Source organism: Pseudomonas sp. BNK-7 (assembly GCF_048072025.1).
GTDB lineage: Bacteria > Pseudomonadota > Gammaproteobacteria > Pseudomonadales > Pseudomonadaceae > Aquipseudomonas > Aquipseudomonas danubii.
This window is the reverse complement of the sequence record NZ_CP182252.1, coordinates 4,048,735-4,068,220: the sequence shown is the minus strand read 5'-3', so window position 1 is coordinate 4,068,220 and position 19,486 is coordinate 4,048,735. Positions and strand designations below refer to the sequence as shown.

The window sequence follows — 19,486 nt, the reverse complement described above, 5'->3', positions numbered from 1 at the left end:
TGAGGTTCGCGCCAAAAGCGGGCGCAGACCAAAGCTACGGCAAGCCTTAGTAAAAAAACAAGTTGATTTTTTACTGTAGGTAAATTTTGATAGGCCAACAATAACAACGCCAAGGCTGTGCTCCCCTGCCCTTGGCCCGCCTGGAGTCACCGCAATGACCAGCGCCTTCCCGCACCTGTTCGCACCCTTGCAGATCCGTGGCAAACGCCTGAAGAACCGCATCATGTCCAGCGGCCACGACACCTCAATGCCCACCGACAACCTGGTCAACGAACAGCTGATTGCCTACCACCGCGCCCGCGCCGAAGGCGGCGTCGGCCTGATCGTGCTGCAGGTGGCCGGGGTTCACGACAGTGCGCGCTACACCAGCCACGTGCTGATGGCCACCGACGACGCCTGCATCGACGGCTACCGGCGCCTGGCCGAAACCTGCCACGCCCACGGCACCGTGGTGCTGTCGCAGATCTTCCACCCGGGGCGGGAAATCATGGAGTCCGCCGACGGCCTGCTGGCCGTGGCCTACGCCCCTTCGGCGGTGCCCAACGAACGCTTCCGGGTCATGCCCCGGGCCCTGGACCAGGACATGATCGACGAGATCATCCAGGGCTACGCCGACGCCGCCCGGCGCCTGCACCAGGCCGGGCTGGACGGCGTGGAACTGGTGGCCAGCCACGGCTACCTGCCGGCGCAGTTCATCAACCCGCGAGTCAACCGCCGCAGCGACGGCTACAACGGCGAACTGGAACAGCGCCTGCGCTTTATCCGGGAAATCCTCGATGCCATGCGCGCCAGCACCGATGCCGACTTCATCATCGGCCTGCGCATTTCCGCCGATGAACGCGACCCCGAAGGCCTCACCGAAGACGAATCCCTGGCCGCCGTGCAATTGCTGCAAGGGCAACTGGACTACGTGCACATCGTCGCTGGCACCTCCGCCTCCCTCGGCGGCGCGGTGCACATAGTCCCCCCCATGGCGGTAGAAGCGGCTTATCTGGCCCGGGAAGCCGGCACCTTCAAGGCCCAGCTGTCGATCCCGCTGTTCGTCACCGGACGCATCAACCAGCCCCAGGAAGCCGAGGCGATCATCGCCAAGGGCCAGGCCGATGTGTGCGGCATGACCCGCGCGCTGATCTGCGACCCACAGATGCCCAACAAGAGCGAGCGCGGCCACAGCGATGACGTGCGCGCCTGCATCGCCTGCAACCAGGCGTGCATCGGCCACTTCCACAAGGGCCTGCCGATCTCCTGCATCCAGCACCCGGAAACCGGCCGCGAACTGCTCTACGGCCAGCCCAAGCCCAGCGCCCGCGGCAAACGCATCCTGGTGGTGGGCGGCGGCCCGGCCGGGATGAAAGCCGCTGCGGTGGCCGCGCAACGCGGCCACCACGTCACCCTCTACGAAGCCAGCGGGCAACTGGGCGGCCAGATCCAACTGGCGCAACTGCTGCCCCGGCGCAGCGAATTCGGCGGCGCCAGCACCAACCTGCAACGGGAAATGCAACTGGCCGGTGTCGAAGTGGTGCGCAACACCCGAGTCGACCGTGCCCTGATCGAGCGGGAAAACCCCGACCACGTGATCATCGCCACCGGCGCCCAACCCTACTGGCCGAACTTCGAACGCGGCGGCGAGCTGCAAGTGGTAGACGCCTGGCAAGTACTGTGCGATGAAGTGCAACTGGGCCGCAGCGTGGTGGTGGCCGACTGGCGCTGCGACTGGATCGGCCCCGGCATCGCCGAACGCCTGGTACGCGCCGGGCACCAGGTGCAACTGGCGGTCAACGGCACCCACTGCGGCGAAAGCCTGCCGCTGTACGTGCGCGACCAGATGGCCGGCGAACTGCACAAACTGGCGATCCCGATCATCCCCTACGCCCGCCTCTACGGCTGCGACGACAGCACCGTCTACCTGCAACACACCGCCAGCGGCGAACCCATGCTGCTGGAAAACGTCGACAGCCTGGTCCTGTGCCAAGGCCACCAATCCGTGGACGACCTCGGCCAACAACTCAAAGGCCTGGTGCCCTTCCAACGCATCGGCGACTGCCTGGCACCGCGCACCGTGGAAGAAGCCATCCATGAAGGCTTGAAAGTCGCCTGGGCGCTTTGAGGCTGCTTTATACTCCAGGGCTTTTGCAGGACGGGTGCCCGGACGCGCCCGTTCACCTGGTCCGGAGCCCGCCATGAATCAAAGCAGCAAGACGCCGCCCGAGCCCGGCGGCGACAACCAAGCCCCTGGCGGCCCACAGTTTCTTGGCACCCGCATCCGCGGCCTGCGCAAACGCCGCGGCCTGACCCTGAGCGAACTGGCGCAACAGAGCGAACTCACCGCCGGCTACATCAGCCAACTGGAACGCAACCTCGCCTACCCCTCCATCCCCGCCCTGTTCAACATCGCCCGCAGCCTAGGCGTGACCATCCAATGGTTCTTCGCCAGCGAAACCCAGACCGCGCCCGAGGATCAAGGCTATGTAGTGCGCAAGAAACAGCGGCTACAGGTGAATTATGAGAACGGGATTATTGATCAGCTGTTGACCCCACAGCCGACCCGGCAGCTGGAGTTTTTGCACTCACGCTTTCCGCCGGGGACGTACAGCAAGGAGAGTTACAGCCATGAGGGCGAGGAAGCCGGGTACGTGCTGTCGGGGCGCTTTGAGCTGTGGGTGGGGGAACGGTATTTTCAGTTGAGTGAGGGCGATAGCTTTAGCTTTTCCAGTCAGGAACCGCATAAGTATGGGAATCCTGGAGAGGAGGATGCGGTGGTGTTGTGGGTGATAACGCCGCCGACGTTTTGAGCGGTAGCGCCCTGCATCGCTCTTTTGCTTACTGATAACTAGCTGTCACGGGCCGGGAAGTAGAACTGCTGCCGCAACCACTCGCTGAACTGGGCCTCGGTCAGCGGAGCGTGTTGCTCGCCCATCTCATTCCAGGCGCGGTTAATCATGTGCTCCCAGTTACGGGTGAGCTCCATTAGGGGCGCTGCTGAGCTTTAGCCTTTCTATTGCCCTGGTGCATCCATGCTCGGCGGCTTTATTGAGAAACCGCAGCTGCTCTTGCTTAAGGTTTTGCGTCAACATTTGAGTCGCCATACTCATATAAAGGTTGGCGCGAAAACTTTTTTCGTCGAGCAACACGATTGGATTGCTGTCAGAGCGACTATTTCTATCGCAACTCGGCATCATCGTTGGCTGGGGGTAGTATCTGCTATACAGCGTTTCATCATTAGGCAACGCGTCGACAAGTGACCGATACCCAGGTGTTTTAACCTCATCGAAGCAATAGAAAAGCATCTGCAAACCCGCTGGAGTAAATCCGTTACTGAAACTGGACTTTAGGAGAGTGCAGACTTTTTCGGCGACTTGATCGCGAGATTCAAAAGTCGACAACATCAACGCTAGACGGTACTGCGCTGCTGGGTTGCCTTCCTCAGCTGAACGCTTGAGCAAAGGCATTCCTTATTTTACAAGCAGAAGCATTTCTTCTCTATATTGTTCCTTTTTTTGGTCGGGCACCTTTTCGTTGACTGCTAACTGCTTTCGAAAAGTGAACAAATCGTTTTGTGCTTCATCGATTTTTTCTAGATAAGGCAACGCTTTGAAGTAAAACACTTCGCTTTCTGCGGACACTTTTAGATTTTTTTCATTCGCGCTAGCGAATGTGGCTAAAAAAACAGAAACAACAGCCAAAAAACTCTTAAGAGAAGCTTTTTCCACTGGAAACGTCCTTTGTATCTTCGTTGTGATTACGATTGCGGCTGAATCGTCCATACGTTGGTAGAGAACAGAATGAGCGCTTCCACGGCCATGCTGCTTTTCATGACGTGTCGAATACGCCGTGCCAGATAATTCCTATCTCTGAATCGCCCCTAAACTCGTAGTCACTCGATGACTGATTTTGGCCGGTTTCTGCCTGTCGTGACCGGCAGAAGCCGACCCATAACAGTCTTTCGCTTTTGACAGTCTGAAAGTTTATGTAATCTCGCGAAATCCGTTCGCAAATTCGTTGTAATACCCGGGATACCTTTATGCAGACTGCTCAAACTAGGCTACTCGCGCTTGCACTGATAGAGATCAGGACGTTGCTTGCAGATTATCTGGGCAGTGATGTAGATGCTCCAATGAGCGTCCGTGTTGCGGCCCATATGGCCTATGCACTCCACAATGAGGCGGAGGCTACATACAGCAATGCTGACTTTCAACTCGACTGTGCGACCCAGAAAATAGCCGCAATTGATCAGATTCTTGGTGTTTCGGATGGAGCCGCATTGTTGAGTAGATTTGACGTCAAAGACAAAATCAACCCGGATGACGCCCAACCTGGATGACCGTTTCTGGCCGAAAGCAGCCTCAGCAACCAAAAAATTCCTCCTATCATCTAACTGGAACGCACCCTCCCTCCCCACACCTCACTATTTAACTTCGCCCGCAGCCTGGGCGTGACCATCCTATGGTTCTTCACCAGCGAAACCCAGACCGCGCCCGAGGATCAGGGCTACGTGGTGCGCAAGAAACAGCGGCTGCAGGTGAATTATGAGAACGGGATTATCGATCAACTGTTGACGCCACAGCCGACCCGGCAGCTGGAGTTTTTGCACTCACGGTTTCCGCCGGGGACGTACAGCAAGGAGAGTTACAGCCATGAGGGGGAAGAAGCCGGGTATGTGCTGTCGGGGAGCTTTGAGCTGTGGGTGGGCGAGCGGTATTTTCAGTTGAGTGAGGGGGATAGCTTTAGCTTTTCCAGCCAGGAACCGCATAAGTATGGGAACCCTGGGGAGGAGGATGCGGTGGTGTTGTGGGTGATAACGCCGCCGACGTTTTGAGGGGGGTGATTCTGAACGGTAGCGCCCTGCACCGCTCTTTTGTTTAGTGACAACTAGCTGTCACGGGCTGGGAAGTAGAACTGCTGTCGCAACCACTCGCTGAACTGGACCTCGGTCAGCGGAGCGGGTTGCTCGCCCATTTCATTCCAGGTGCGGTTAATCATGTGCTCCCAATCTCGGGCGACTTCCATGAGTGGCGCTGCTGCTCCCCAGAAGTGTCCAGTCTCCAGCGTTGCCCTGACTCGACCGTTTAGTTCGGCGAGGGTGGCGGTGCCTTCCAGGTAACGCCGCCCGGCTTCTAGCAATTTTCTGTATTCGGTGATCTCAACGGTCATGTCTGGTCCCTTAAACAGAGCGTTTGGATAAGCAGCCTTTAGATTGATGCAGAGGATAGCTGCTCTTCTGTTGTCACTTCACCCGGGGCGATTCACTTAGGTGAAGTAAACCATCCGGATTTCCATCCTAGATGTATGCGAAAGTCTCCTTTTAGCCGATAGCTGCCGTCCACAAATGACTGCTTTCGGCCATAGGGAGTATGACGGGACTCCAGTAGAGCGGTCTGTAGGGCACGGACGAAATCGCTAGGGTGCGGCGTCGTCTTGGCATCGCCCACGCCGTAGCCACGGGTGAACAATCGGGCTTAAATTGCAGCGTTCAATCTGGCCAACTGCGGTGTCGTGAAGGGCTGTAGGGGGGATTGCCACAAGTCGAGAAAGCGAAGTCAGCCAGACGGCAACAATGTGATCCTGTTTTTTTTGTTGGATCTGAACCTGTTTTTAACGGGTCAACGCTCTATAGAGTGTGTATCCGACACACAAGTGGACAGTGATCGGCCCGCCACTGTTTCTGGCTCTCTGAAGACCGGACGAATCGAGAGTCTTCAGGAATTTACAATGAATCCTCGTCCAAGTTTTCAGAGCAAGACCTTCCACCAATCGCAATGTGACATTCTCGGCATGATTGCGACCGATCAGCATCTGGGCGATGTACTCTGCGCCATCTGCCAGATGCTCGACACACAGACTCCCGAAACCTACTGCTCTATCTTGCTGGCGGATGCCGAGGGCAAACACTTGCTTAACGGCGCGGCACCCGGCCTGCCGACCGAGTACAGCGAGGCGATAGATGGCATGGCCATTGGTCCGCAGGAAGGGACCTGCGGCACCGCGGCGTTCCGGCGCGAGCTTGTGGTCACTGAAGACATCGCCCGGGACCCGAACTGGGACCGTTTCCGCAGCTTGGCGCTGGGGCATAACCTGCATTCCTGCTGGTCTGTCCCCTTGCTCTCCCATCAAGGAACGGTGTTGGGGACATTTGCCCTGTACCAAAAGAGCATCCATGCGCCGGACGAGGCGCAGATTCAACAACTGGTTTTTGCCGCGCAACTGGCCGTCATTGCGATCCGTCATGAGCGTGACGGTCGGCGATTGGAGGAGAGCGAACAACGTTTTCGTTCATTGTTCACCTATAACCCCAACCCGGTGTTCGCCCTCGATCTGGCCGGCAACATCCAGAGCGTCAATCCTGCAGGCCTGAAGCTGAAACCGCACACGGCCGTCAATTTCATTGGTCATCACTTTTCCCATCTGGTTCTCGATGAGGATCTGCAACGGGTTAGTCAGCATTTTTGCGCAGCCCGTGCCGGAGCGCCTCAGCGCTTCGAGGCACAGCTTCGCGACGAAAGTGAGCAACTGTTGACCATGGATATCTCCAACCTGCCCATCATGGTCAACGGAGAAATCGTCGGAGTATTCGGCATTGCCCGGGATATCAGCGCGCAGAAACATTTCGAACGCGAATTGAGCTTCAACGCCAGCCATGACCGGCTTACCGGTTTGCTTAACCGTGTTTCGCTTGAAGAGCGACTGGTTCTGGATTGCCACATCAGTCATCGGCGTAATCGGCGGCTCGCGGTGATGTGCATTGATCTGGATGGATTCAAATCCATCAACGATTCGATCGGGCATTTCTTTGGCGATCAGGTGCTGATCGAAGTGGCGCAACGTATGACCCAGCAAGTTCGTCCCGGTGACACCATCGTGCGCATGGGCGGTGACGAATTCATTGTGCTCCTGCCTGACCTGCTGCGTGACGAGGACGTTGTACCCGTAGCCGAGCGCCTGATGGCGAGCATTGCCAGACCCTACTGCATCCAGGGTATTGACCTGCATGTGAGTGCAAGCGTCGGCATCACCCTGAGCGATGGTGACATCGAGCAGCCGATGCAACTGATTCAGCAGGCGGACATGGCCATGTACAAAGCCAAGCAGGAAGGGCGCAACAACTTTCAGTGGTACACCAGCGACCTCAATCAACGTTTTTGCGAGCACGCGAGCCTGCGCAATGACCTGCAAAAGGCTATCGAAACTCAATCCTTCCAGTTGCATTATCAACCGCAGATAGACGCACGCACGGGGCGGGTGGTCGGGATCGAAGCGTTGCTGCGTTGGGATCATCCAGAAAAAGGATTTATCTCGCCAGCGGTGTTTGTGCCGGTGGCAGAGGACAGTGGCCAGATCATCCCGCTGAGCCTTTGGGTGCTCGATACCGCCTGCGCACAGCTGCGACAGCTAAGCGAACAGGGCATCACAGGTCTCTCGATGGCCGTTAATATTTCGCCGATTCATTTCCAGCGTGGGCAATTCGTCGAGTGTATCCAGGCAGTGCTGAACAGGTACGAACTTAGCGCCGGGCAGTTGGAACTGGAGATTACCGAGTCGCTCTTGTTGCATAACGTTGAACAAGCCATCGACACTTTGCACCAGCTCAAGGCTTTAGGTGTACGCATTGCGCTCGATGATTTCGGCACGGGCTACTCCAGCCTCAGCTACCTCAAGCGTTTACCCATCGACAAGATCAAGGTTGACCGTTCTTTCATTCGGGATATCGCTACCGACCATCACGATGCAGCGATCACCCAAGGCATTATTTCCATGGCCCATCACCTCAGCCTGTCGGTGGTCGCCGAAGGTGTGGAAACCAAGTCTCAAATCGATTTCCTGAAGGGCAGTCGCTGCGATATTTTTCAGGGGTACTACTTTGCCAAACCGATGCCCTGTGTAGACCTCGAAGCCTTCCTTAGCCTACGCGCATCCCGGTCCCTGAAGCCCGGTCTTGTTTGTCCGCAGGTTTGAACGGGGGAATTCGCAGATTCAAACGCGTCCGGTTGTCCTGAACTACACTTCAGTTGCCACTTCTGTCCTGGAGCGTTCCTGTTGAGCGCTTCAGATCTTTTGCCGGGTCCAGAAGCGTTTGGGAAACTGAGCGCTTTAGACCCAAGCTCTGCTCAACACGCCTGGCCGTGGACGCATTAAGCGCGTGACTGTTGTTGGCACTGGAGGGTACCGAAAATTCGTTCAGTTACTACGGTAAGCGTCATCAACGACTATAGTCATTGGTGAGCCAGAGCGAATCCGACCATTCCCCTGCCAACCTGGCCTAATCCAATTCCGCGATTACACGGCGGATCTTCTTGTGTTCCTTGATGCGGAACGTAAACGTTTCGCTGCCGAAATTACTCAGGCTCAGGCTGAGATCGAGGCAGCGTTGTCTTTTTTTTTCCCCTTGATGGTGGATGGAGTTATCCCGCCGGGCACGTCGTATCCCACTGAGCACGTCCCAACCACCCATCTATCAAGGTTCAAGCAATGAATACTTCAGAGTTAGATGATGCACAAAAAACCAATGGCGACCTGGTTCAGGGTCCGCTGCCGGCCGGCACTGTCGCGCCCGACTTCACTCTTCACGCAACCCCTGATCAACAGTTGTCGCTGCGTGAGCTAAAGGGAAATCCCGTGATACTGGCGTTTTATCCCGCTGACTGGACTTCGGTGTGTGGTGACCAACTGACCTTGTACAACCAGTTGTTACCCACCTTCAGAGAATATGGTGCGGTGCTATTGGGTATCTCGGTTGACAGCGCCTGGTGTCATCAGGCCTTTGCCAAAGATCGAAATTTCCACTTCAGCCTGCTGGCCGATTTCGAGCCCAAAGGGGCGGTGGCACGACAGTATGGAGCGTACGAGTCCCAGCTCGGAGTTTGTAAGAGGGCACTGTTCGTGATTGACAAGGAGGGGGTGGTCGCCTGGAGCTACGTCTCACCAATGGCAATCAACCCTGGGGCGGACGGCATTCTGGATGCGCTGGATGCTCAGGTGAATTCGCCACAAAGCACGCCAACCAAAAATTAACAGGTGATTACATGGCCACTCTCAAAGTCCCGGTAAGTGCCAACGACCATCGCCAGGGAAGTGCGCATGCCAAGGTCACCTTGGTGGAATTTGGCGACTATGAATGTCCCTATTGCGGTGAAGCTTATTGGATGGTCAAGAATCTGCAACAGCATTTTCGCGATGACTTGCTGTTTGTGTTCCGTAACTTCCCTCTGACCACCGCTCACCCCCATGCATTGGGTGCAGCGGTCACCGCTGAGTATGCCGGGAGTCGAGGATTCTTCTGGGAGACCCACGACGAATTGTACGAAAATCAGGAACGATTGGGCCTGCCGCTGTATCGCGCCATCGTTCTCAAACACGGCCTTCCCAAGGAGGAATTCGATCTTGCAATGCAAGAGGATACTTACATTCCCAAAATACAAGCCGATTTCAATGGCGGTGTACGCAGCGGCGTGAATGGCACCCCAGCGTTTTACATTGACGGGCTTCGCTATGACGGAGTTCCAGAGTTCATCGGGATGAGTCAGATGATTGAGCTTTTGTTAGTGCGTGGACGAAATCGCTAGAGAGCCAAATCGGCTTGGCATCACCCACATCGGAGCCGAGGAAAAACCAACGTTAGCTTCCTTTACATTAAAGAGGTGGATACGGAGCCGGCAACTAATGAAATCTTTGAAGTATTATGAAGAAAATCGACACGCCACATGGTTGGAGTTGTTTTTTGACCTGACTTTCGTTGTTACGATAGGCCAGGTTACGCACACTCTCGGACATGTTCATGACGGCCACTTTGAACATAAGCAATTATGGACATTCTTACTGCTTTTTGTACCGTTGTGGTGGATCTGGTCCAGTCACACGATTTACTCTAACAGGTTCGATACAGACAGTAATCTTCACCGTTTGGCAACATTATTCATAATGCTACTGCTCATTGTGCTATCGGCACGGATTGGGGAAGACCTGGAAGTGAACTACCCGCTTATTATTGCCTGCTATTTTGGTATACGAGCGATCATCAGTGTTATGTACATTTCATCCATTAGTAAACTCGATTCTCGCGGCGAACTTTCCTCAAGGCTTGGTTTTGCCCTATTAGTTAGCGCAGTTATTAGTCTTTCATCCGTTATTTTTGACCCGCCCTTGCGTTACCTTGTTGCTTATATTGGGATTGTTCTTGATATTCTGTTTCCTGTATTTTTCTGGACTAAACTAAAACCGTTGCCAGCGCACACGGAACACTTGGTTGAGCGCATAGGCCTACTCACCCTAATCTTATTGGGGGAGTCAATTATTAGCCTTTCCGGAGGCCTGTCTAACATTCAATGGGGTTATTATAATGTGATGGCGGCCATCACCGGATTTATCATGATTTGCAGTATCTGGTGGATCTATTTTGATAGTTTTTACTTATTGAACAAACATCAAAGCAGTATGAGTGGGCACGCCTTAATCTACTCGCACCTTTTTCTTTTTATGGGGCTGGCACTTCTGGCAAATTTGATCAGGCATGCGATCCTGAACGACATTGCGATACGCGATTTTCAGATTATGTCGATCACCGGCATGGCCTTGTTTTTCCTAGGTAAGCAATATGGCTATTTCATAGCCGTGAGTAGAATAAGGAAATACATACTACAAAACACGTTGATAGTGTTTTCTTTGGGCGGGTTAGTCGTATTTTTACCCCGCATCGAGTACATATTGGTCGGCCTGACAGCAACCATGATCTCTTATGTTTTTCTAAATTTCAGATATCGTTGAATCATTATTATCAGACCAGAGGGTGGGACCAAGTGAGCAAGTGGCTGACTTGCGGTTACATGCTGCCCACTACGTCGTTCTCACTGCCCGTGCGCTACTCGCCGCTACCCTTGGTCTATTTGGGTTTGTAATCCTGGTATCGTCGACCATAGTTAAGAGTCTCGGATACCCCTCTTAGCTATCGCGATCTGATAGCGCCAGCCGCATCGTAACAACAGGAGCCACATAATGGTCAAAGTAGCGTTGTTCGTTCGCCTGGAAGCAAAACCCGGGAAAGAAAAGGATGTAGAAAGTTTTCTTTTGGGCGGCCTTCCGTTAGTGGAGGAGGAGCCAGCCACTACAGCCTGGTTTGGAATCCGCTTGGGGCCGTCCACCTTTGGCATCTTTGACGCATTCCCGGATGAAGCGGGCCGGCAGGCTCATCTTTCGGGCAAGGTCGCGGCGGCGCTTATGGCAAACGCTGCCGAGCTATTTGCCGAACCGCCATCAATCGAGAAGGTTGACGTCCTTGCGGCCAAGCTGCCCGGTTAAGCAAATCCAACAGGAAGTTCCATTCAGTTCGGGGAGGCTCACGATGTCTTGTATGAAAATCAGGATCGCCTGGGCCTGCTGCTGTCCCGGGCGGTGATCAATTAAAACACTTGTATTGAAGATAAATGTCATGGCTAAAGTGCCGTGTCCAGGATTCATGCCATGCTTGCGCGCTCGGTAGAAGTGAAAGGATACGCGCGCAAATCGTGTCCATGGACGGCGTGGAGGCCGCACAGAATCTGCAAGGCAATGTGCTCATCACGGGTTTAGGCTGGGTAGGGTAGATTGTTTGCCGGGCACCGGTCGCTCATGCCGCGAAGATCTCCATCATTGATATAGAACCGGAGGTCATCCGCGCCGTGACACCTTATGGTTTCGTCAAGTGAGCATTCGTCGGCGTAGCAGTGACCGATGTTCAATGAGCTGCCTGACGCGGCTGCACTCCGAACTGCGCAACGATGTGCGTACCCAATTCCTCAATAACTTCCACCGCAGGGCGCTTGCCGTATTTGAGATTGAGAATGACGTGGTCCACGCCGATTTCCTCAAGCGACTCCAGCAAAAATCGTAGATGGTAACGTCCAAGTCTGAACCCCAAATGGATACGTGTGGGTGGCGTTGACGGATTCTCATCGAGATCGATGTACAGCGACTGAGTAAAGGGCTTATACACAGAGCCACATTGTTTCGTGACCTCCAGTCGCCAATCTTCCACGACCAGCCGCTGCATGTTCGGAATGCGTGGATAGTTGATCCATCCGTTGCTCTCACGCGCGATCCAATCCAGTGACTGGCGACTGTTGCCGGTCACGAGCATTGGAATGAATTGGGTGGTAGGTTTCGGAATCAGGTCTGCGCCTTGCATTTCACCAGTGCTCCAGTGGATGGGCTCAAAACTGGTGCTGTGGGCGCGGCGAATCACTTCGTAGTGTTCTCGAAAGATCTCTCCACGCCTTTCGGGATCGACGCCAAACGCCGAAAACTCCACTGGCCGATCTCCCGAAGCAACCCCCAGAATCAAGCGACCAGTGCTCAACTGATCGACGCTGGCTGACGCCTTGGCCGTGTGCAGGGGATGGTGCAGCGGGATGGCGATGGAGGCGGTGCCAAGTGCAATCTCCGAGGTATGGGCGGCCATATAACCCAGGTAAACCCAGGGGTCGAAGACTTGGCCGACATCGCCGAAGCCAGGGTCGCGAAGCGGCACGTCGCGAAACCAGAGCGCGCAGAAGCCCAGCGCCTCGGCTTTTTTAGCCAGTGTGACCTGGTTGAGCATGCTCGGAGTGTCCCCGTCGAACGCCTCCATGGGAAAGAATAATCCAAGGCTCAAATGCCCCTGAGTGAAGGTTCGGCTGAACCCTCGATGCTGCTGGTAAGGAATCGTGCTCGGCCGATACATACGGATTGACCTCATGACAGAACGTGAACAGCGCCCCCGTTTCCAGAGGTGCTGCGGCATCGGTCGCTTTTGAACGGCAGGTGGGGGGACTGGGTCTGGCTTTTACCCGTTGCGCCGTACTGCTGGTCGTGTGGACCGGACTCAGGGGGCAGTTGCTGGCGATAGGCGCGGGTTGGTCCGGGTAGGTGTTAAGCGGACGGTCAAAGGAAGTCAGATCTCTCGGCTCTATACCACCAGATGGGCAAGGCGTTCGAGGAATCATTCTATAAGCGTAGGCGGTTTTGCAGCTCTCCGCCATATTCTTACAATCGAGCCGCTGACGGGCGAAAGTCGCGTATCGAAGGCAGTTATCGGTCGTTTCCTGCCATTCCAGAACGGCCGCTATTGGCCGAAAGCAGCCTCTCAAGTAATAGAGACACTGCTTATCAAGCAACGATAGCGGCGCTTTTATCTACTCCGTGCGATGTTGCCCTAACTCAGAGTCGATCCACCACTCCCTCTTTCCCTCAACCCCAACTCAACATCATCAATCACCGCCTTCCCCATCTCCGCCAAAAAATACGCAGCCCACGCATACCGCTCCCCCTGCTCTTCCATAGCAGCATCCAGCGCTAACTTCTTGGCGTAGTACAACAAGGTAGAAGCCTGCTCCAACGCCTGCTGCAAAGGCACATCCGCATTAACGCGAAACAACGTTAGTTCAGGATCGGCGCAATTGCCAAAGGTGACAAAACCCTGGGTTTTGATGGGGGTTGACTGGCTCATTGTGCACCTCCCGCCAGGGTCTGGCAGCAGAGGTTTTTGAGCGGAGAAAGGCGAAAGGAACGGCAGCAAATTTCAGACAGATTACCGGCAGACATGATTGAAACTCCCTGATCAAAAATGTGCCTGCATCTGATCGGGTTCTCAGGCCCGGTCGCTGATTTTGCAGCGACCGCAGCAGACTAGGCGGCTGTTCGCGTTGGGGCAATGGCTAAACCGTCGCCGGTTATGTCCAGGGCTTTTGCGCGCAGGTATGCTCGACGGGTTATTGCAGATAAGGATATCCAGCCCCCCATGACCGCCCGCGAACAACTCCACCGCAATGGCTATGCCCTGCTGCGCCAGGTCATCCCGACCGACTGGCTGGCGGACCTGCGCGCCACCTTCGATGCCGGGGTAAAGCCGTCGGATCAGTGGCCGGTGCCCCGTGGCTGGGACTGGCGCCATTCGCAGTTGGATACGGATGCGCAGGTGCAGGCCCTGTGCCGCTTGCCCCAGGTGCTGGCGGTGGTGGGCGAGTTGATCGGCGAGCGTTTCTATCTGTCCCAGGTGGAAGGGCGCGAGCCCGTGGCCGGGGGCGGTCATCAGGTGTTGCACCGGGATTTGTCGGTGCAGCGGCCGGGGGATGTGGTCAATGCCATCGCCTTTCTCGACGACTACGGGCCGCAGAACGGGGCGACGCGTCTGGTTCCCGGCAGTCATCGCCCCGGTGCGCAGGAGCCGCCGTTCGACTTCGCCGATGAATCCCGCGCGGTGCAGCTGTCCGGTGCTGCGGGGGACATTCTGCTGTTCGATGTCGATCTGGTGCACGGGGCCTGCCGCAACCCCAGTGGCGCCGCGCCGGCGTTCGCTACTGATCAGTTACTTTGCCGAGCCGCTGTACGCCAGCCAGCAGCAAACCGCGAGCCAGCGCAATGTTCAGATGGACACCCGCGAGCGCTTCGATCCCAAGGATTTGCCCTCGTGGGCTGAGGGCCCGCCCCCTGTCTTATGAACTCTGGATGATCAGGGCCCCGGCCATCAGGTCTTCGTCATCAATGCCTTGCTTCAATAGCAGATAGCCGGTTCCGCCGACCAAAATGCCCTTGTGCCCTGGAGCGGCCCTGTTCAGCCGGGAGTTGTTGATCTGCAGCACATAGTTCAAGCCTGGGCGTGTCTCTTGCCCCTGAATCCAGGCGGGTATTCCGGCGATCTTGGCCAGGCCGTTTTCGTCGCTGTCCTGCCCCGGATTTTCAATCACTGCGATTCGCCGCGCCGGGGTGATGGGCTGTCCGTAACCATCCACCTGTCGCGCCGCGGGCCTGTAGGCCAGCACCTTGCCGCCCTCTTGCATGGCCTGCTCGATGTAGGTGTCGCTGACGATTGAGTAAGGCGTAAACAGCGAAATCACCAGCTCGTCATTCAACTGCATGCCGGCAAGGTATCGATTGATAACGCTGGCCGGCAGGCTGGCAAGGTGCAGCAAGGGGGCGCCCGTCGAGTCGGTGGGCCAAGGGATGGACTCAGGCAGGTAGGGGTTGCCGCCGAGGTAGGCGGAGTCCTGGTCGGGGTCTTCGGGCAAAAACACTAGTTCGTTAAACAGGGGCTGTTCCTCTCAGGTGTGTCGTTACCCAGGTAGTTGCGTGGGCGCGGGTCTTGGGGCTGCTTTCAGTCCGCAAGGCGGCTGGCCAAACGTTGCAGTGCCTGGGCCAGTTCCAGGGCCTGTTCTGCCGTTAGCTCCACGGGGTCGTTGTGTTCGGTGCAGGCCTTGAGATGAATGGCACTGCCCTGCTCTATCCATAGGCGCACGGCGCCCTCGCTGCTCTCGACATAATCCGTTGTGCGCTCAGCCGACATGTCATTCACCTTGTGCGTAGGCGGTGGCCAGTTCCAGCAGGCGGGTGAAGTTGGCGATGGCGAAATACAGGTCATCGCGGGTGTCGCCGTCCCATTCTTCGACGGCTTCGCGGGCGGCCTTGAGTGAGGCGATGCGGGTTTTGATCTCGGCGATTTCCGCCGCGCCGCATTGTCTGGAGATGAGTTCCCAGCCGATCGGGGAGATGTTTTGCTGGATGCTAAGGCCTTCACGGGCTTGTTCAATCAGCGCTGTCAGTTTGCTCATGGGGGTTGTCCTTAAGAGGCTGGGGATTTGCTGGCTCCCTTGCCGGGCATGCGCATACGTTGTGCCTTGGCGCCCAGGCGGCGGATGGTAACCCACTCGCGCCTCGCCCGGCGCGGGTTGTACACGATGGGTTTTTTATCCCGCCTGTTGCCTCGGGTGCTTGGCAGCGCCGCACGGGTCGGCTTCAATGAGCGCCCCTTTTTATGTTCAGGAGCTAGAAGGATGCAGCTTTATTACCGTTGGGCGGCCGCATGGGTCATGGCGTGGGTACTGGGAATCGGACTGGTCCAGGCCGAGGAACGGCCACAGGTCGCGGACAAGATCCTGGCCTACACCGGGCCGCACGGGGTGAAGGTCTGGACCCTGCGCATCGGTGAGCGCAGCGCCCATCAGGCGCTGGTGCAGGTGGAAGACGCCGACCACGACTGGAACATGCGCATTCAGAAAATGAGCGTGGAGCAAACCGATCGCGACACCCGTTACTTCACTCAGGTGGATGGGCAGAAGTTCGTGGTGCTGCTGCTTCAGGAAGGCTATGGCGAGCTGCATCTGCCGGGTGAGGCCAAGCCGCTGAAGGTGGGCTATGACAGCAACCTGTCCAGCTATGGCGATGCCCAGGCGTTTCTCAATGAGTACCTCAAGGCCCAGTAGAGCCTCTGGCGGGCGCTGTGGATGCAGCGCCCGCGGATTCAAGGGTGGTCGCGGCCAGAGGGCGGCGACCGTGTTGCTGGAAACGCCTTACTGGGGAGGTGGCTGTGGCGTTTTTGGGGCTGCTTCGCAGCCCAGCGGGAGCAAGCTCCCTCGCCACAGATCATCAGCGTGAGTCCACTGTGAGGCGTTGTGGTTTGACCTAGCTGTAAATCTCCTTAGCGCAGATCGAACCGGTCCAGGTTCATCACCTTGTCCCAGGCGGCGACAAAGTCCTTCACGAACTTCTCTCCCGCATCCGCCGCTGCATACACCTCGGCCAAAGCCCGCAGTTGCGAGTTGGAGCCCAGCAGCAGGTCGACCCGGGTGCCGCTCCATTTGTATTGCCCGGTGGCGCGGTCGCTGCCCTCGTACAGGTCGCGGGCCTCGGACTGGGGCTTCCATTGGGTGCCCATGTCCAGCAGGTTGACGAAGAAGTCGTTGCTCAAGGTGCCCGGGCGCGCGGTGAACACGCCGTGGGGCGCTTGCCCGACATTGGCCCCCAGCACTCGCAAGCCGCCCAGCAGCACGGTCAGTTGCGGGGCGGTGAGGGTCAGCAGTTGCGCTCTGTCCACCAGCAGGGCTTCGGCGGTGACGCCGCTGACCGGCTTGAGGTAGTTACGGAAGCCGTCGGCCACGGGCTCCAGCACGGCGAAGGATTCGACGTCGGTCTGTTCCTGGCTGGCGTCCATGCGCCCCGGGGCGAAGGGCACGCTGATGTTGTAGCCGGCATTGTTTGCCGCCAGTTCCACCGCCGCGCAGCCGCCGAGGACGATCAGGTCCGCCAGGGATACGCGCTTGCCAGTGCTTTGCGCGCTGTTGAAGGCGCTCTGCACCGCTTCCAGGGCGCGCAGCACCTGGGCCAGTTGTGCCGGTTGGTTGACCTCCCAGTCCTTCTGCGGGGCCAGGCGAATCCGTGCGCCGTTGGCGCCGCCGCGCTTGTCCGAGCCGCGGAAGGTCGAGGCCGAGGCCCAGGCGGTGGACACCAGTTGCGCCACGGACAGACCGGAATTGAGGATCTGGCCCTTGAGCTGCTGGATGTCCTGGGCGTCGATCAGCGGGTGGTTCAGCGCCGGAATCGGGTCTTGCCAGATCAGTTCTTCGGCCGGCACTTCCGGGCCCAGGTAACGGGCGCGCGGGCCCATGTCGCGGTGGGTGAGTTTGAACCAGGCGCGGGAGAAGGCGTCGGCCAGTTGCTCGGGGTGCTGGTGGAAGCGTCGGGAGATGGCCTCGTAAGCCGGGTCGAAACGCAGCGCCAGGTCGGTGGTGAGCATCGACGGCGTGCGGCGTTTACTCGGGTCGTGGGGGTCGGGCACGCTGTCGGCCCCGGCGCCGGCCTTGGGTTGCCATTGGTGGGCGCCGGCGGGGCTGGTGGTCAGTTCCCATTCGTAGCCGAACAGGTGGTCGAAGAAGTCGTTGCTCCAACGGGTCGGGGTGGTGGTCCAGATCACTTCCAGGCCGCTAGTGATGGCGTCGCCGCCAACGCCCGTGCCGAAGCTGCTGCGCCAGCCCAGGCCCTGCTCTTCCAGGCCGGCGGCTTCCGGTTCCGGGCCGACATGGGTTGCGGGGCCGGCGCCATGGGTCTTGCCGAAGGTGTGGCCGCCGGCGATCAGGGCCACGGTTTCTTCGTCGTTCATGGCCATGCGGGCGAAGGTTTCGCGGATGTCCCGGGCCGCGGCCAGGGGGTCGGGGTTGCCATTGGGGCCTTCCGGGTTGACGTAGATCAGGCCCATCTGCACCGCCCCCAGGGGGTTCTCCAGCTCGCGGTCGCCGCTGTAGCGCTGGTCGCCAAGCCAGGTGGTTTCGCTGCCCCAGTAGACGTGGTCGTCCGGCTCCCAGACGTCCTGGCGGCCACCGCCGAAGCCGAAGGTTTTAAAGCCCATGGATTCCAGGGCGACGTTGCCGGTGAGGATGATCAGGTCGGCCCAGGAGAGCTTGCGTCCGTATTTCTGCTTGATCGGCCAGATCAGCCGCCGCGCCTTGTCCAGGCTGACGTTGTCCGGCCAGCTGTTGAGCGGGGCGAAGCGCTGCTGCCCGCCCCCGGCGCCACCGCGGCCATCGGCGATGCGGTAGGTGCCGGCGCTGTGCCAGGCCATGCGGATGAACAGCGGGCCGTAGTGGCCGAAGTCCGCCGGCCACCAGGGTTGGGAGTCGGTCATCAAGGCCAGCAGGTCGCGCTTCACCGCGGCCAGGTCCAGGGTCTTGAATTCGGCGGCGTAGTCGAAGTCCTCGGCCATCGGGTCGGACAGCTGCGAGTGCTGGTGGAGGATCTTCAGGTTCAGTTGGCCGGGCCACCAGTCACGGTTGCTGGTGCCTTCGCCGGCGGTGTGTTTGAACGGGCACTTGGATTCATTGGACATGGATCACTCCTTCGGTCATCGAAAACCTGCCGCTCGACGTTGGCCCCGGGTTGGACAACCGTGTGAAAAGCGTAGTGAAGGACAAGCGAAGGTAAAAATAGCTTCGCTTGATGACCCTGCCAGAAAAAAACCATGACCGGTGTCAGGCCCCAAGCGGGCGCCCTGCCCCCTGCCGGAGCCTGTTCATCCTTTTGCGAGCGCTGCCCGGGCATGCTCAGCGGCGCCTGAGCCAGGCACCGCCGATCGTGAACCGCTGCTCAGTCCTGGGCGTCGAGGCGGCGCCGGGTGTCGGCATCGATCTGCTGGCGCAGGGCCTGGAACAACGGGCTGGCATCGGTGTAGCGGCGGCCGTAATCGAGGTTGAAGCCGTAGTCGAAATCCGCCGGGTTCTGGCCCTGGGTGTGTTGCAGCAGGGTTTCCAGCTTGTCCAGGGCCTTGACCGTGCGCGCCTCGGTGCTGGCGGCGCCTTCGTATTCGTCCCACAGCTCCAGCAGGCGCTGGCGGGCCGGGGCGTCCAGGGACCGGGCGAGGTATTGCAGATCGTCGCGTTCCTGTTGGCTCTTGTCCGGGTGGGCGGCCTGGGCCACCGCCGGGATGTCGCCATGGATGGCTTCCCCCAGGTCGTGGACGATGCACAGTTTCAGCACCCGCAGCAGGTCCAGGTCCCCCAGTTGGTCTTCGAACAGCAGCGCCATCAGGCACAGGCGCCAGCTGTGCTCGGCGGTGCTTTCCTGGCGGCCGCTGGAGGTGTGGGCGCTGCGCAGCACGTCCTTGAGTTTTTCCGCTTCACGGAGAAAGTCGAGACGGCCGCTGAGAAGTTCGGGGGTCATGGACAAGCCTGCTGCACGTGAATGAGGCCCGCGCCGTGGGGCGGCGGGCGAAGGCTTGCCA

Annotated in this window: 20 protein-coding genes and 3 pseudogenes; 12 read left to right on the top strand and 11 right to left on the bottom strand. The window is 58.0% G+C overall.

The features are described 5' to 3' along the window. Positions 1-154 precede the first annotated feature (154 nt). Positions 155-2,107 (top strand): FAD-dependent oxidoreductase, encoded by a 1,953-nt coding sequence (locus ACMGF8_RS19020; protein WP_207167728.1) that lies wholly within the window; start codon positions 155-157, stop codon positions 2,105-2,107. A gap of 73 nt (positions 2,108-2,180) precedes the next feature. After that, complete coding sequence (locus tag ACMGF8_RS19015; protein WP_416756961.1) at positions 2,181-2,792, top strand: cupin domain-containing protein; 612 nt, start codon at positions 2,181-2,183, stop codon at positions 2,790-2,792. 38 nt (positions 2,793-2,830) lie between these two features. On the opposite strand, the gene ACMGF8_RS19010 is transcribed toward ACMGF8_RS19015, so the two are convergent. From ACMGF8_RS19010 to ACMGF8_RS19000, 3 genes are read right to left on the bottom strand one after another with little or no spacing between them, the layout of a single operon-like run. Beyond that, positions 2,831-2,968: a hypothetical protein gene (locus tag ACMGF8_RS19010; RefSeq protein ID WP_416756960.1), complete on the bottom strand. Its 138-nt coding sequence runs from the start codon at positions 2,966-2,968 to the stop codon at positions 2,831-2,833. Next, positions 2,952-3,443 (bottom strand): hypothetical protein, encoded by a 492-nt coding sequence (locus tag ACMGF8_RS19005; protein ID WP_416756959.1) that lies wholly within the window; start codon positions 3,441-3,443, stop codon positions 2,952-2,954. Before ACMGF8_RS19005 ends, ACMGF8_RS19010 begins: the two co-directional genes overlap by 17 nt. Positions 3,444-3,452: 9 nt before the next feature. Beyond that, positions 3,453-3,710: a hypothetical protein gene (locus ACMGF8_RS19000; protein WP_416756958.1), complete on the bottom strand. Its 258-nt coding sequence runs from the start codon at positions 3,708-3,710 to the stop codon at positions 3,453-3,455. 311 nt (positions 3,711-4,021) lie between these two features. Between ACMGF8_RS19000 and ACMGF8_RS18995 the strand changes: the two genes are divergently transcribed. Then, complete coding sequence (locus ACMGF8_RS18995) at positions 4,022-4,321, top strand: hypothetical protein (protein ID WP_305948503.1); 300 nt, start codon at positions 4,022-4,024, stop codon at positions 4,319-4,321. A 54-nt stretch (positions 4,322-4,375) separates the two neighbouring features. Then, positions 4,376-4,816: pseudogene (locus tag ACMGF8_RS18990) on the top strand (cupin domain-containing protein); the annotation flags it as partial. A 53-nt stretch (positions 4,817-4,869) separates the two neighbouring features. Here ACMGF8_RS18990 and ACMGF8_RS18985 read toward each other — a convergent pair. Then, the gene (locus ACMGF8_RS18985; RefSeq protein WP_305948502.1) at positions 4,870-5,151 is read right to left on the bottom strand and encodes a hypothetical protein; all 282 of its coding nucleotides are present in this window, start codon (positions 5,149-5,151) and stop codon (positions 4,870-4,872) included. Positions 5,152-5,709: 558 nt separating this feature from the next. Between ACMGF8_RS18985 and ACMGF8_RS18980 the strand changes: the two genes are divergently transcribed. The 6 genes and pseudogenes from ACMGF8_RS18980 to ACMGF8_RS18955 form a co-directional block, all read left to right on the top strand. After that, on the top strand, positions 5,710-7,950 hold the full coding sequence (locus ACMGF8_RS18980) for a putative bifunctional diguanylate cyclase/phosphodiesterase (RefSeq protein WP_416756957.1): 2,241 nt from the start codon (positions 5,710-5,712) through the stop codon (positions 7,948-7,950). A 513-nt stretch (positions 7,951-8,463) separates the two neighbouring features. Beyond that, positions 8,464-9,006, top strand: a complete 543-nt coding sequence (locus tag ACMGF8_RS18975; protein WP_305948500.1) for a redoxin domain-containing protein — start codon at positions 8,464-8,466, stop codon at positions 9,004-9,006. A gap of 11 nt (positions 9,007-9,017) precedes the next feature. Then, positions 9,018-9,557 carry a DsbA family protein gene (locus ACMGF8_RS18970; protein ID WP_305948499.1) on the top strand — a complete coding sequence of 180 codons (540 nt, stop codon included), beginning with the start codon at positions 9,018-9,020 and terminating at the stop codon, positions 9,555-9,557. A 97-nt stretch (positions 9,558-9,654) separates the two neighbouring features. Next, positions 9,655-10,755: a low temperature requirement protein A gene (locus ACMGF8_RS18965; protein WP_115487450.1), complete on the top strand. Its 1,101-nt coding sequence runs from the start codon at positions 9,655-9,657 to the stop codon at positions 10,753-10,755. Positions 10,756-10,983: 228 nt separating this feature from the next. After that, a complete protein-coding gene (locus ACMGF8_RS18960) occupies positions 10,984-11,286 on the top strand; it encodes a putative quinol monooxygenase (RefSeq protein ID WP_023047152.1) in 303 nt (100 codons plus the stop codon). Between the two features lie 194 nt (positions 11,287-11,480). After that, positions 11,481-11,663, top strand: a pseudogene (locus ACMGF8_RS18955) (potassium transporter); the annotation flags it as partial. A 38-nt stretch (positions 11,664-11,701) separates the two neighbouring features. Here the strand turns inward: ACMGF8_RS18955 and ACMGF8_RS18950 are convergent. Then, entirely contained in the window at positions 11,702-12,685 is a 984-nt protein-coding gene (locus ACMGF8_RS18950; protein ID WP_078047889.1) for an LLM class oxidoreductase, read from the bottom strand. Positions 12,686-13,156: 471 nt separating this feature from the next. Further along, positions 13,157-13,450 (bottom strand): DUF3077 domain-containing protein, encoded by a 294-nt coding sequence (locus ACMGF8_RS18945; RefSeq protein ID WP_305948497.1) that lies wholly within the window; start codon positions 13,448-13,450, stop codon positions 13,157-13,159. A 291-nt stretch (positions 13,451-13,741) separates the two neighbouring features. Between ACMGF8_RS18945 and ACMGF8_RS18940 the strand changes: the two are divergent. Continuing rightward, a pseudogene (locus ACMGF8_RS18940) lies at positions 13,742-14,441 on the top strand (phytanoyl-CoA dioxygenase family protein). On the opposite strand, the gene ACMGF8_RS18935 reads toward ACMGF8_RS18940, so the two are convergent. The 3 genes from ACMGF8_RS18935 to ACMGF8_RS18925 form a co-directional block, all read right to left on the bottom strand. Next, complete coding sequence (locus ACMGF8_RS18935; RefSeq protein WP_197662858.1) at positions 14,436-15,008, bottom strand: DUF1963 domain-containing protein; 573 nt, start codon at positions 15,006-15,008, stop codon at positions 14,436-14,438. The pseudogene ACMGF8_RS18940 and the gene ACMGF8_RS18935 overlap by 6 nt on opposite strands. Positions 15,009-15,094: 86 nt before the next feature. Beyond that, positions 15,095-15,283, bottom strand: a complete 189-nt coding sequence (locus ACMGF8_RS18930) for a hypothetical protein (RefSeq protein WP_305948495.1) — start codon at positions 15,281-15,283, stop codon at positions 15,095-15,097. 1 nt (position 15,284) lies between these two features. After that, entirely contained in the window at positions 15,285-15,548 is a 264-nt protein-coding gene (locus tag ACMGF8_RS18925) for a hypothetical protein (protein WP_102864520.1), read from the bottom strand. Positions 15,549-15,770: 222 nt separating this feature from the next. On the opposite strand from ACMGF8_RS18925, the gene ACMGF8_RS18920 reads away from it, so the two are divergent. Beyond that, positions 15,771-16,199: a hypothetical protein gene (locus ACMGF8_RS18920; RefSeq protein WP_416756956.1), complete on the top strand. Its 429-nt coding sequence runs from the start codon at positions 15,771-15,773 to the stop codon at positions 16,197-16,199. A 215-nt stretch (positions 16,200-16,414) separates the two neighbouring features. Here ACMGF8_RS18920 and katG read toward each other — a convergent pair whose 3' ends face one another. Both katG and ACMGF8_RS18910 read right to left on the bottom strand, forming a co-directional pair. Continuing rightward, entirely contained in the window at positions 16,415-18,595 is a 2,181-nt protein-coding gene (katG, locus tag ACMGF8_RS18915; protein ID WP_207167711.1) for a catalase/peroxidase HPI, read from the bottom strand. 257 nt (positions 18,596-18,852) lie between these two features. Beyond that, positions 18,853-19,425, bottom strand: coding sequence for an HD domain-containing protein (locus ACMGF8_RS18910; RefSeq protein WP_207167709.1), 573 nt, complete (start codon positions 19,423-19,425; stop codon positions 18,853-18,855). Positions 19,426-19,486 lie beyond the last annotated feature (61 nt).

Coding starts and splice junctions, on each gene's coding strand:
- ACMGF8_RS18920 (WP_416756956.1), top strand. CDS start 15,771: ATGCAGCTTTATTACCGTTGGGCGGCCGCATGGGTCATGGCGTGGGTA.
- ACMGF8_RS19020 (WP_207167728.1), top strand. CDS start 155: ATGACCAGCGCCTTCCCGCACCTGTTCGCACCCTTGCAGATCCGTGGC.
- ACMGF8_RS18945 (WP_305948497.1), bottom strand. CDS start 13,450: ATGAGCCAGTCAACCCCCATCAAAACCCAGGGTTTTGTCACCTTTGGC.
- ACMGF8_RS18925 (WP_102864520.1), bottom strand. CDS start 15,548: ATGAGCAAACTGACAGCGCTGATTGAACAAGCCCGTGAAGGCCTTAGC.
- ACMGF8_RS18960 (WP_023047152.1), top strand. CDS start 10,984: ATGGTCAAAGTAGCGTTGTTCGTTCGCCTGGAAGCAAAACCCGGGAAA.
- ACMGF8_RS19015 (WP_416756961.1), top strand. CDS start 2,181: ATGAATCAAAGCAGCAAGACGCCGCCCGAGCCCGGCGGCGACAACCAA.
- ACMGF8_RS18985 (WP_305948502.1), bottom strand. CDS start 5,151: ATGACCGTTGAGATCACCGAATACAGAAAATTGCTAGAAGCCGGGCGG.
- ACMGF8_RS18910 (WP_207167709.1), bottom strand. CDS start 19,425: ATGACCCCCGAACTTCTCAGCGGCCGTCTCGACTTTCTCCGTGAAGCG.
- ACMGF8_RS18930 (WP_305948495.1), bottom strand. CDS start 15,283: ATGTCGGCTGAGCGCACAACGGATTATGTCGAGAGCAGCGAGGGCGCC.
- ACMGF8_RS19010 (WP_416756960.1), bottom strand. CDS start 2,968: ATGGAGCTCACCCGTAACTGGGAGCACATGATTAACCGCGCCTGGAAT.
- katG (WP_207167711.1), bottom strand. CDS start 18,595: ATGTCCAATGAATCCAAGTGCCCGTTCAAACACACCGCCGGCGAAGGC.
- ACMGF8_RS18975 (WP_305948500.1), top strand. CDS start 8,464: ATGAATACTTCAGAGTTAGATGATGCACAAAAAACCAATGGCGACCTG.
- ACMGF8_RS18980 (WP_416756957.1), top strand. CDS start 5,710: ATGAATCCTCGTCCAAGTTTTCAGAGCAAGACCTTCCACCAATCGCAA.
- ACMGF8_RS18995 (WP_305948503.1), top strand. CDS start 4,022: ATGCAGACTGCTCAAACTAGGCTACTCGCGCTTGCACTGATAGAGATC.
- ACMGF8_RS18950 (WP_078047889.1), bottom strand. CDS start 12,685: ATGTATCGGCCGAGCACGATTCCTTACCAGCAGCATCGAGGGTTCAGC.
- ACMGF8_RS18970 (WP_305948499.1), top strand. CDS start 9,018: ATGGCCACTCTCAAAGTCCCGGTAAGTGCCAACGACCATCGCCAGGGA.
- ACMGF8_RS18965 (WP_115487450.1), top strand. CDS start 9,655: ATGAAATCTTTGAAGTATTATGAAGAAAATCGACACGCCACATGGTTG.